The 12026-nt window shown below is 37.8% G+C and carries 13 protein-coding genes; 8 read left to right on the top strand and 5 right to left on the bottom strand.

Annotated features, from left to right (window positions below):
* Positions 1-18: 18 nt before the first annotated feature.
* The 3 genes from ACMGGO_RS07470 to ACMGGO_RS07460 all read right to left on the bottom strand — a co-directional run bounded on the left by ACMGGO_RS07470 (position 19) and on the right by ACMGGO_RS07460 (position 2973).
* Complete coding sequence (locus tag ACMGGO_RS07470; RefSeq protein WP_016995356.1) at positions 19-624, bottom strand: superoxide dismutase; 606 nt, start codon at positions 622-624, stop codon at positions 19-21.
* 175 nt (positions 625-799) lie between these two features.
* Positions 800-1279 (bottom strand): DUF456 domain-containing protein, encoded by a 480-nt coding sequence (locus tag ACMGGO_RS07465; protein ID WP_004230999.1) that lies wholly within the window; start codon positions 1277-1279, stop codon positions 800-802.
* 62 nt (positions 1280-1341) lie between these two features.
* Complete coding sequence (locus ACMGGO_RS07460; protein WP_279495591.1) at positions 1342-2973, bottom strand: Na/Pi cotransporter family protein; 1632 nt, start codon at positions 2971-2973, stop codon at positions 1342-1344.
* Positions 2974-3167: 194 nt separating this feature from the next.
* On the opposite strand from ACMGGO_RS07460, the gene ACMGGO_RS07455 reads away from it, so the two are divergent.
* From ACMGGO_RS07455 to ACMGGO_RS07440, 4 genes are all read left to right on the top strand, one after another.
* Positions 3168-3686, top strand: coding sequence for a DUF1189 family protein (locus ACMGGO_RS07455; RefSeq protein ID WP_420281739.1), 519 nt, complete (start codon positions 3168-3170; stop codon positions 3684-3686).
* Positions 3687-3738: 52 nt separating this feature from the next.
* On the top strand, positions 3739-4083 hold the full coding sequence (locus ACMGGO_RS07450; RefSeq protein WP_004230996.1) for a hypothetical protein: 345 nt from the start codon (positions 3739-3741) through the stop codon (positions 4081-4083).
* 96 nt (positions 4084-4179) lie between these two features.
* A complete protein-coding gene (gene ispG, locus ACMGGO_RS07445) occupies positions 4180-5295 on the top strand; it encodes a flavodoxin-dependent (E)-4-hydroxy-3-methylbut-2-enyl-diphosphate synthase (protein WP_004230987.1) in 1116 nt (371 codons plus the stop codon).
* A 12-nt stretch (positions 5296-5307) separates the two neighbouring features.
* Positions 5308-5880 (top strand): 5' nucleotidase, NT5C type, encoded by a 573-nt coding sequence (locus tag ACMGGO_RS07440; RefSeq protein ID WP_048392241.1) that lies wholly within the window; start codon positions 5308-5310, stop codon positions 5878-5880.
* A 60-nt stretch (positions 5881-5940) separates the two neighbouring features.
* Here the strand turns inward: ACMGGO_RS07440 and ACMGGO_RS07435 are convergent, their stop codons facing one another.
* Both ACMGGO_RS07435 and ACMGGO_RS07430 read right to left on the bottom strand, forming a co-directional pair.
* A complete protein-coding gene (locus tag ACMGGO_RS07435; RefSeq protein WP_305192939.1) occupies positions 5941-8028 on the bottom strand; it encodes a methyl-accepting chemotaxis protein in 2088 nt (695 codons plus the stop codon).
* Positions 8029-8785: 757 nt separating this feature from the next.
* The gene (locus tag ACMGGO_RS07430; RefSeq protein WP_255349862.1) at positions 8786-8914 is read right to left on the bottom strand and encodes a hypothetical protein; all 129 of its coding nucleotides are present in this window, start codon (positions 8912-8914) and stop codon (positions 8786-8788) included.
* A gap of 198 nt (positions 8915-9112) precedes the next feature.
* Here ACMGGO_RS07430 and ACMGGO_RS07425 point away from each other — a divergent pair, with 198 nt between their 5' ends.
* The 4 genes from ACMGGO_RS07425 to ACMGGO_RS07410 all read left to right on the top strand — a co-directional run bounded on the left by ACMGGO_RS07425 (position 9113) and on the right by ACMGGO_RS07410 (position 12017).
* On the top strand, positions 9113-9598 hold the full coding sequence (locus ACMGGO_RS07425) for a hypothetical protein (protein WP_231595623.1): 486 nt from the start codon (positions 9113-9115) through the stop codon (positions 9596-9598).
* Positions 9599-9750: 152 nt separating this feature from the next.
* On the top strand, positions 9751-10155 hold the full coding sequence (locus ACMGGO_RS07420; RefSeq protein WP_308339959.1) for a MerR family transcriptional regulator: 405 nt from the start codon (positions 9751-9753) through the stop codon (positions 10153-10155).
* Between the two features lie 32 nt (positions 10156-10187).
* Positions 10188-11522, top strand: a complete 1335-nt coding sequence (locus ACMGGO_RS07415) for a hemolysin family protein (protein ID WP_103118437.1) — start codon at positions 10188-10190, stop codon at positions 11520-11522.
* A 90-nt stretch (positions 11523-11612) separates the two neighbouring features.
* Positions 11613-12017: a hypothetical protein gene (locus ACMGGO_RS07410; RefSeq protein ID WP_004227282.1), complete on the top strand. Its 405-nt coding sequence runs from the start codon at positions 11613-11615 to the stop codon at positions 12015-12017.
* Positions 12018-12026: the final 9 nt, after the last annotated feature.

Genomic DNA, 12026 nt, shown 5'->3' with positions numbered 1-12026 from the left:
ACAGCCAATTATTCGTTATTATTTTGCAGCTTGGAATTTAGCTTCTACTACATCCCAGTTTACTACGTTCCAGAAAGCACCGATGTAATCTGGACGACGGTTTTGGTAGTTTAGGTAGTATGCATGTTCCCATACATCTAAGCCTAAAACTGGAGTTTTCCCTTCCATTACTGGAGAGTCTTGGTTTGGAGTAGACGTAACAGCAACTGAGTCACCATCAACGATTAACCAAGCCCAACCTGAACCAAAGCGAGTTGTAGCAGCTTTAGCAAATTCTTCTTTGAAAGCGTCGAAAGAACCGAATTTAGCATCGATTGCTTTTGCTACTTCACCAACTGGTGTATTTGAACCGCCTGGAGCGATTACTTCCCAGAATAATGTATGGTTAGCATGTCCGCCACCGTTGTTGCGTACAGCAGTTTGTTTGTCAGCTGGAAGAGCATCTAGGTTTGCGATTAAGTCGTTAATGTCTTTTTCTGCAAATTCAGTACCTTCTACTGCTGCGTTTAAGTTTGTTACATAAGTATTGTGGTGTTTAGAATGGTGAATTTCCATTGTTTTTGCATCGATATGTGGTTCTAATGCGTCATAAGCGTAAGTTAATTGTGGTAATTCGTAAGCCATTGTTAAGTTCCTCCCTAAAATAAGAAATAATTAGTACATCCTTAGATTATCAAAATTGGTCAAACCATTCAACGAAAAATACTTCAATTTGAAGATTTCAGCCTTTTGACCGAAATACCGATATGTTTACTATCTTACCCTTTTCTCTCACACACTAAACCTTAAAAGAAAGGCATTAAATGGCGATAAAAAATACAATAATCATAACAATTTGAATAACAGCCTTGACAACAGTAGATGTCAAAAAGCCAATTAAAGAACCTACACCACTTTTCACTGCCTCACTAAATGTACGTTTCTCAACGATTAGTTCCGCAATCACAGCCCCTAAAAATGGTCCAATTAAAATCCCTGCCACAGGGATCACAAATGGACCAATTAATAACCCAATGGTGCTCCCCCACATACCAGCATTGGAACCACCAAACTTTTTGATACCAAACGCATTTGCCACAGTATCTGCCCCAAATAACAACACGACAAATAGTATTTCAATGACCCAAAACCACCAGCTTAGCTCTGCGAATGAGAAAAATAAGCCATAGAGCAAAAACCCACCGACTAAAAACAGTACTCCGGGAATAATTGGATATACTAAACCAATAAATGAAATAATAAAGCAGGCAATCACTAAGATCCAGCCAACAACTTCCATAAAGATTCTCTCCTTTTAACGTGCATTGCCTTTCATACGAAATAACAAAGTGAAAAGTTTCATTAATGACGAATGCCTAAAATAGAATCTGCAATATTTACTGCATGGTCTCCTATACGCTCTAGGTTGCTAACGATATCCATATAAACAATTCCTGCAGCCCCACTACACTCATTTGTGTTTAATCGGGCAATATGCTTTTGACGTAGTTTATCTTCCATATCATCAATCAGGCTTTCTAACTCTGTTACTTCTTGAGCTAAACTTAAGCTAGCGGTATCTAATGCTTCTATACTTTTGCGCACTGCCTCTATGGCTAAACTAAACATACCTATTAAGTCCTGTCGCGCTGATTTACTTAAGCTTACCTCGTGGTGATCCTTGTACTGTAAAAGCTCTAATATATTTTCAAAATGATCCCCAATTCGTTCAAAATCCCTTACATTTGTCAATAAAGTATGATGTCTTACAGAGTCTGCACGGGAAAGAGGCTGCTTAGACACCATTACTAAATAATCAGTAATTTCATTGTCTAGATGATTTAGCCCGACTTCTAGCTGTAGCACCGTTGGAATATGCTCTGTCTCTCCAGATTTCATATATAAAAACGTTTCTTCTAACCCACGCAATGCATGTTCACCCATGCGTAATACCTCTTCTTTAGCTTGACCTAGCGCAATAGCAGGAGAGGAATCAATGAATGAAGGATCTAAATGCTTAGTTGTTACATTGATATGGCCATCATGTCCCGGCAATAGCTTTGTAACTAAGGCTGCGAGTCCAGCAATAAATGGTAGTTGGATCATCATATTAAAGACATTGAATGAGCCATGAGCAATGGCAATCTGCATGCGAGGCTCTAAATGAAATATGCCACTGATCCACTGTACATATTGCATAAACGGTGTGAACAATAACATGAAAATAATCGTTCCAATCACATTAAATAATACATGAGCCGCTGCTGCACGCTTAGCGTAAATAGAAGCACCAAGAGAAGCTAAAACAGCTGTAATGGTCGTGCCAATATTTTCCCCAAACAATATCGGTAAGGCACTATTTAAACCAATTAATTGTTCTGCATATAAACCTTGCAATACCCCCACCGTTGCGGTAGAGCTTTGCACAAGTAATGTGAAAATGGTTCCTAAAAATATGCCTAATATCGGTTGATTGCTTAAATGAAGCGTTAACGATGCAAAATCTGCAAGCTGGTGTAACGCCTGCATACTAGCACTCATCAACTCTAGCCCTAAAAATAAACCGCCAAAGCCAAATAGAATCTGACCAATATGTTGATACGTTGCTTTCTTTAAGAAAAATAAACAGGCTGCCCCAATTGCCAATAAAGGGTAAAAATAGAGTCCAATATTAATACCAATAATAAATGCTGTAATAGTTGTACCAATATTTGCCCCCATGATGACGCCGATTGCTTGACGCAGTGTTAAAAAACCAGCACTCACTAACCCTACAGTGATGACTGTTGTGGCAGAACTTGATTGTATGCAAATTGTTACAAATATACCTACCAGGACACCCATAACAGGGTTTGTGGTAAAGCGATTTAACCATTCACGTAACCGATCATCCGCTGATTTTTGAAGCCCATCCCCCATGAATTTAATGGAAAATAAAAAGACCCCTAGTCCGCCTAAAAACTGAAAGAGAATGCTTTGCCAATCTATTGTCAATTGTTTTCGCTCCAATTCCTACATCTCTACTACCCTCGTTCTAATCATTAAATGATTCCTAACAAAAAGTAAAGAAATCCTTTAACTTCTTTACATAATGTTAACATTTTAACATCAAGACCCTCCTCATTTATACTTCTTTCATATCTTGTCCTCATTGAACATGTTAAAATATCGATTGGAGGAGATAAAGCATGAAACACTCACAGCTTTTTATTGATAGTCTTATACATCCTAAAAAACTAGCAGCCTATCGTTTATTACCTATTGGAAAGGTTATTCAATATACTTTTCTACTGATTACCATTGTGTCCGTATTCTCTTTAGGTCGTTTTGCAGCAGGTATGTCCGTTGATACATTCGATATGGATAGTTTAACTGGTTTAACAGATTACATAGAGGACATTAAATGGCTCTTATATCCATTCACCTTCCTAATGCTTTTCGTCGTGACAACAATGCTTATTTTTGCACAAATTGCCCTTTATGCTTTAGCAGGTTTATTTATCTTGAAAGCGATGAAGCGTCGGGGTGAGTATCGCCATATCTGGAGAACAACTACCTTTGCGATCACTTGGGCTACGTTACTTTCGATGTTAGCAGACTATCTGCCCGTTAACAGTACTGTTATCACTGTACTATCTTTATTTTTAACCATCTCTCTATTAATTGTGGCCTTTACAAAATATCCAAAACAACCAAATATAAAATAATGTGCATGAATCCCCTCTCTTCTCAATATAGTGTAGAAAAGGAGGGGATTTTTTGCGAGCATTCATCTTAACAACTATCATCATTGTAATTGCCTTTGTCGTCAAAGTAGATTTAACAGAAGGGTCCATCCCACTTGCGGCTTTATCCACAAAGAGCTCAGAAAACGGACTTTGTGAACAACAGCGTGAGCCAAATTATATTACTGTACAAACGATTGAAGGAGATACCATTCATAGTTTATTTGCTCTACACCCTGCTAAAGTTCCCATGACCTTTCCAGAACGCTTACAACTTTTTTACAACTTAAACCCACACTTACAATTACAAGCACTAGTTCCAGGTGAAAATATCAAGCTTCCTCTCTCATTTGAGCTTGAAAACAAATGCGGAAAATGAAAAGTTAGCGTTTCTTCCTTGTCCTTATTTTCTTACACTGCTAAAATAAATGACAGTGACGGCTGAAAATAGTGGCCCGAAAAGGAGAGAAAGTTAATGAGTGAAATTTGTCACCGTTCAAATACACGTCCTGTGCGTGTCGGTAACTTAACAATTGGTGGTAGTAATGAATTATTCATTCAAAGTATGTGTACAACCAAAACACATGATGTAGAAGCAACAGTTGCAGAAATTCTTCGTCTTGAGGAAGCAGGCTGTCAAGTTGTTCGTGTTGCTGTACCAGATGAACGTGCAGCGGACGCGATTGCCGAAATCAAAAAACGTATTCATATTCCATTAGTAGCTGATATTCATTTTGATTATAGATTAGCATTAAAAGCCATTGAAAATGGTATTGATAAAGTACGTATTAATCCAGGTAATATTGGTCGTAAAGAAAAAGTGGAAGCTGTTGTTAATGCAGCCAAAGCAAAAGGTATACCAATTCGTATTGGTGTAAATGCCGGTTCATTAGAGCGACATATTTTAGAAAAATACGGTTATCCTACGGCTGATGGTATGGTAGAATCTGCTCTACACCATATTAAAATTTTGGAAGACTTGGACTTCCACGATATTATCGTATCAATGAAGGCATCTGACGTTAACCTTGCCATTGAAGCCTATGAAAAGGCGTCTAAAGCCTTTAATTATCCGCTACATTTAGGGATTACAGAATCAGGAACATTATTTGCTGGTACTGTAAAATCAGCAGCAGGTCTTGGAGCCATCCTATCAAAAGGTATAGGAAACACATTACGTATCTCCCTTTCCGCTGACCCTGTAGAAGAGGTTAAAGTAGCACGGGAACTATTAAAATCCTTTGGCCTCGCTTCTAATATGGCAACTTTGATTTCTTGCCCAACATGTGGACGCATTGAAATTGATTTAATTTCTATTGCAAATGAAGTAGAAGAATATATTTCAAAATTAAATGTACCGTTAAAAGTGGCTGTTCTAGGCTGTGCGGTAAACGGTCCTGGAGAAGCGCGTGAGGCAGATATCGGTATTGCTGGTGCCCGTGGTGAAGGCTTGTTATTCATGAAGGGGAAAACAGTCCGTAAAGTGCCAGAAGAAACAATGGTGGAAGAACTGAAGAAAGAAATTGATAAATTAGCAGCAGAAATGGAAGAAAAACGTGCAGCGGAAGAAGCTCAAAAAGCGAATGCCTAAGGAGGTGCTAGCATGAAAAAGCCCCGCTTTGGTATTGATATTGATGGGACTGTGACATGTCCAAGTACACTCATTCCACATATTAATAAACAGTACAATGTAAATATTACGCTAGATGATGTTTGTGAATATGATTTTTTATCTGCCTTCCCACACCCTATTGACCGAAGTGCCTTTAATACTTGGTTTAAGGAAAATGAACCTTATATGTACGAAGTCTCTGAGGTGGCAAAAGATGCAAAAAATATTCTAAGCGCTTGGAAAAATAATTTTGAGCTGTATTATATTTCTGCACGTGGTGAAAATGTAGCAGACATCACTGTCAATTGGTTTAAATCGCAAGCTATACCTTACGACCATATCGAGCTTCTCGGCAGCCATGATAAACTAGCTGCTGCAAAAAAACATCGTGTAGAAGCTTTCTTTGAGGATAAGCATGATAATGCGGTGATGCTGGCAGAGGAATTAAAAATACCTGTTGTGTTATTTGATACACCTTATAATCGTCTTGCCGTTCCTAATAATGTTGTAAGGGTTTATAACTGGCAGGAAGCGAATCAATTTATTACACAATTTTTCAAATAAGTATTAAGAGCTGTAGGCAAGGTTGGATGAAAATTTCACCTTGCCTACAGCTCTTTTAATTTAATATTGAAATTTAGCTAGTGCTGCCTGTAAAGAGTCCGTCATAGCTGTTAATTGTTGGGCTTTGCTATTGATGTCATGAACCGCTAAATTCTGCTGTTCCATCGTTGCCAATAACTCCTCTGTTCCTGCTGAGGATTGCTGGCTAACAGCTGTCATATTTTCCACTGCACGTACAACCTCCTGCGTCTCCCTTTGAATGACACTGGAGGCAGCTGTCACATTATCGATTTGCGCTACTGTATCGACAATATGGCGTAAAATCGCATCAAGTGCCTGCTTATTGGCATCAATATATTGCGTATTGTTTTCCACAGCTAAGACAACACTTTGCATAGCATCACTAGCCTTTGCTGCTTCCCTAACAACCATATCAATAATGGAGGCGATTTGGCTTGTTGATTTGGCTGATTCTTCTGCAAGCTTTCGTACTTCCTCTGCCACAATCGAAAAGCCCTTGCCGTGCTCACCTGCACGAGCAGCTTCTATCGCCGCATTTAATGCTAATAAATTTGTTTGACCTGCAATAGCATTAATGACTTGTAAAATACGATTAATTTCTGTTGATTGGTCGCTGAGCTGTTGGACGACCATAGCTGTCAGTGACACTTTTTCAGACATCACTTCCATCCCTTGAATAGACTGCTCTGCATGAATTAAACCTTGTTTAGAAGACGCTGTTGTAAGCTGAGATTCCTGAAGCATTTCTTCAATTGCCATTTGAATTGCTTGCAATTTATGCTCAACCTCTTGTGTAACGCCTAAAGTAGTAGAGGCCTGTTCGGCTTGTACGGTAGCACCTGTCGCCAACTCACTTGTTGTTGTTAGCACCTGTTCGATACTGATGCTCATATCATTGGTAGAAGCACGTAATTCTCCGCTGTATACATTCACCTGATTGGAAATATGTGTAGCCGCTTGTAACAGCTCACGCATATTGTCTGTCATATGATTCATTGCATGTGCAAGCTCGCCAATTTCATCCTTCGAACGAACCTGTAACGGCTCCACTGCTAAATTTCCACCAGCAATGGTTTTGACCTGTTCCACTGTCTGAACTACTGGTTTGACGATCCGTTGAGCTATCCAAGTAATGGCACCAACTAATACAATAATACCAATAATAGCTAGTAGTATTGATAACCACATTGCCTCACTTGCGGCTGCCATTACCTCATCAGATGGAATAATTACCTGCAATGCCCACGGTGTCGACGTTTGACCAATTTGGATAGGTGAGACAGCAATAAAAGAAGCTTCCTGTAAATAGGATGAATAATCCTCTACTAGATAGGGTTTGCCCTGTTCAACAGCAGACAAAATTTTATCCGTATTTTTATATTTTTCCATTTCAGTCACTGGTCTATTGACATAATCAGGAGATGGGTGGGAAACAAATGTCCCCTTATGAGACACAATGGCACTATACCCTGTATCATAGAGTACAATTTCATTATTAATGGCAACCAATGTCTCTAAGCTTATATCAATTCCCACAAGACCAACGACTTTTCCATCTATTTGAATAGGTATAGCTGTGGAAGTCATCAATACATCCTGACCGTCAACTGGGTAAGTTAACGGCTCTAAAATAACCTCTTGTTTCAACGTTTTAGGTAATACATAATAATCACTAGTTTCATAGTCTTCTAGAGGAGCAAGCGTCACACCATTGTTGCTGCGTGCCCAATATGGAAGGAAACGACCTGATGCATCATGCCCTTTCAAATTGGCAAAATGAGCATCTTGTCCATCAAAGGCATTTGGCTCCCAAATCGTCCAAACCCCTAGAAAGGTGTCATTGTGTTCGAGTAATTGTTTGAGCATCTCGTTTGCTAAATCACGATCTCCCTTATGATTGGCTACCATTGCTTGGAGATTAGAGGCTACTGTCCTTGCTGTATCCATCGCATAATCAAGTTCCATTTGCATTTTATATGCACTTTCGGACGCCCGCGATTGAGCAAGCTGTCGTGCATCCTCCACTGCTAATGTATTGGTTTTTACAATATTGACACTTAAAATAATGATGAACACAATCATCATTGTAGATAACGTTGTCAGTAAAATTTTATGTAGTAATTTCATATGTATCAGCTCCTGCCTATAGCAACTAAATAAATAATAGCATTTATGCGTCAATAAATAACTAAATATTCAGAAAAATATTTCTAATGGTAATTAACATACAATTTAGCCGTATGTCATCCCGTTGTACAGAAGATGACACGAAGCCTTAGTTCTCTACTAAAAATGGAATTTTGCTAGTGTTTGTTGTAAGGAGTTCGTCATACCTTATAAGCTTTATGCCATATTTTTTGAACCGCGGGATTTTGCTGCTCCATCGTTGCTAATAGCTCCCTTGTTTCTGCTGAGGATTGCTGGCTGACAGCCGTCATATTTTTCCACTGCCCGCACTACCTCTACCATTTCCTTTTAAATTAAAAGAGAGGCAGTTGTCACTTCCTCAATTTGCGCCACAGTAACAACGATATGTCGTAAGAAGACATCAAGTGCTTGTTTATTAAATTTTGAATCTGGTACGCGATATTAGATGTTTCTGCTTGTGCCATTTTTTGAGCTGTTTCTATCGTTAAATTTTTTGTTTGATAAATATTCACAGCTGTTAGAATTACGAATACCTACTGTTCCAATGACAGTTGTGAGAATTTTCCCCAATAAATTCATATGCATCATCCCCTTTAGATAGAAAGTAATAGATAGGTAACCAATTAAGCTAATTATAGCATCATTAGACATGAGTAAAGTATCTCGTTTAAGAGTAAATATGTATTTTTTATAGATAAAAACTCCTGTTTCCAGGAGTTTTTTAAAGTACAGCTCATTATATGTCAAGTATGCCTCGTAGCCAACGCTCCACAAAGTTTTCAAACGTAATCCCATAAGTATCATAAACAGCATGATAAACAAAATATGTTCCTAATCGATCAAGCATTTCATCATTAATTTTCATCACAAACCGCTCCCATTCTTTTGTTTTTTTACTAAATATTCAGACTTATATAATTCTCAAATGCCGAACAATCAAGTGGAGGTCGCATCGTTGCAAAACCGTCACAAACTACCGCCTTCATGCCCTTTCTTCATATTTTTCTTTTCGTTAAGATAGTTATAACAACTTACTAGACTGGAGGGACTACTTGTGAAATGGATGACAAAAGTTGCTTGTATCACATGCATCTGCGCACTACTTTCTGGATGTGGTGGTCGATTTTCAGAAATTAAAGATGCTGCCTCAGGCATCAATTCAGCTGCTAATTCCGCAGCTAGTGCAGTTAGCCGAGATGTCCATGCAATACGTGCACTAGACATTAACTATAAAGATACATCGTTTACGGTTAATGACCTATTTAAAACTATTTTACGTGACATACGCTGGGATTATGACCTTGAAAAAAATGAGCTACATGTGAGAGGTACTTGGCAGCCTCCACTATTTTCTGATCAGGCGTGGAGTGACGATATGAAAGAAAAGCTTACTGAATCAGGCTTTGTGACTGTTACCTGTCAAATAATTGACGACAAAATTGATAGCCAACAAACGAGCATAACACTTACATATAATGATGAAATTCTCTTACAAAAAAATGGTGAGGAAGCACTCCATCACCTATACGATACTTATTTACTTCCTTAAACCTAGGAACGTCTCTACCATTTAATCATGGTAGAAACGTTCTTTTTTTGTAAAAAATCTTATAATTTCGAAATATCAAAGGCTATCATTTGAATAAACTAAAACCATCACGTTATAATCAAAGTATCACGTGATGGTTTGGAGGTGTTTGCATTGGGACAGAAAAATTAAAGATTGGCGAGCTTGCAGAAAAAACAGGCATTACTAAACGAACAATTGATTACTATACAAATATTGGTTTGCTAGATGCAGAACGTTCTGCAGCAAATTATCGCTACTATGACCAAGCCATGATTAAACGGCTTCAATTTATTGAACAGCGCAAACAACAGGGGCTTTCACTTGTACAAATCCAACATGAGTTAAACATCACACCCTATGAAGAAATCGATGTACAGGTGCTTCGTTTAAAAATGCAAGATTTAGAGCATGATGTTACATCTCTGCTCGCACAAATGAACAAGCAAGATGATAAAAAAATTGAAACGATTAAGAAAAATGTTTCACCCGAAAGTATTGCATTAATGCAATCTTTATTATTACTCATTCATAATTAGGAGGTGACGTTCTGTTTTTACAGAACGACTATTTGGAGACCATAATAAACCTATCGATTTTTACCATTCTATTAGCTTTAACAGGCTTTTTCGTGGCAACAGAATTTGCCATTGTAAAAGTACGTTCCTCAAGACTCGATCAGCTGGTTGCAGAAGGCAATAAAAAAGCAGTTGCTGCTAAACATGTTGTTCAACACTTAGATGAATACTTATCAGCGTGTCAATTAGGGATTACTGTAACCGCTCTTGGTATCGGGATGGTTGGTGAAAAAACTTTTGAATTTATGCTTCACCCGCTATTCGAAATAATCGGCATTTCTGATAAATATATGACGATCTTTACAATTGGAACAGCCTTTGCCATTGCTACATTTTTACATGTAGTGGTCGGCGAATTAGCCCCAAAAACAGCTGCCATTCAAAAAGCTGAATCCATTACACTTCTTTTTGCAAAACCCATTATGTTTTTCTATAAGATCATGTATCCATTTATTTGGTTCTTGAACGGTTCTGCACGCGTGTTAGTTGGCTTATTCGGAATGAAACCTGCTAGCGAACATGAGCTATCTCATACAGAGGAAGAATTGCGATTATTACTGTCTGAAAGCTTTAAGAGTGGTGAAATCAATAAATCTGAGCTCAAATATGTCAATAACGTCTTTGAATTTGATGAACGTATTGCTCGTGAAATCATGGTTCCCCGAACAGAAATTATTGGAATTGAACAAAATGAATCTTTTACAAACATTATTCATTACATCGCTTCTGAAAAATATACGCGTTACCCGATCTATGATGGGGACCGAGATAATATATTAGGTTTCATCAATGCGAAAGAACTATTAACGCAGGGTCTACTTGAACAACTTACAGACGACTCCTTAGTTCTAGAAGATTTCATAAATCCTGTCATTCGCGTAATTGAAACAATGCCCATTCAAGAATTACTTGTACGTATGCAAAAGGAACGAATCCATATGGCTATCCTAATGGATGAATATGGTGGTACATCTGGTCTTGTAACGGTTGAAGATATTTTAGAAGAAATTGTTGGTGAAATTCGAGATGAGTTTGATGATGATGAAATTGCGGATATTCGAAAAATTACAGATCATCACTATTTATTAAATGCAAAAATGCTTGTGGAAGATGTAGAAAATCTATTAAACATTACCCTGGATGCTGAAGAAGTGGAAACATTAGGTGGTTGGTTCTTAACTGTGAATAACGGCATTAAAGCATCAAAAAATATTGAGCTAGGCTCCTATATTTTTAGCATCTATGAGCAACAAGGTCATCAAATTCATTATATAGAGGTTCGTCCTCTTCGAAAAAGTCCACCTCTTAAAACAGAGGTTCAATCGTAACAGTAGGAAACAGTATTCCTTATTCCATTATTAGCCATTTCACTATATAATGAATAGAGAAAATGATTTTAGTTGCAGGGGGCCATACACATGACATTATTTAAGCTATATCATTCAGATGGTATTCACATTATTACTGATGTAAAAAAACACAAAACAAATATTGAGTTAAAAACAATCACGGGAGAAGTTCTATTTATTATCGTGGTAACAGATGAAAATTACACAGTCTACGATGATCGGTTTGCAGGAGCTTCCAAGCAATTAAATTCAGTTGAAGCTTTCGATATTGATGGGAGTTTTCGTAGTTTAGATTTCGATAATATGCGCTCTCTATTTAAAGAATCTTTTACAAAGCTTTTACAAGAGATTGCTGTGTGTGTCAAAAATAAAGAGGAGCTTGTGGATATTGATACACTTCGCCATAAAGTCAGCGCACAGATTAAAGGCATCCACTTCAGGGTGATCTCGGATACGAAAAAATATGAAATCTAACATCCAACA

It is taken from the genome of Lysinibacillus sp. BNK-21 (assembly GCF_048684915.1).
Taxonomy (GTDB): Bacteria; Bacillota; Bacilli; order Bacillales_A; family Planococcaceae; genus Lysinibacillus; species Lysinibacillus capsici.
The sequence above is the reverse complement of the archived record's forward strand: the minus strand, read 5'-3'. Positions and strand labels throughout refer to the sequence as shown.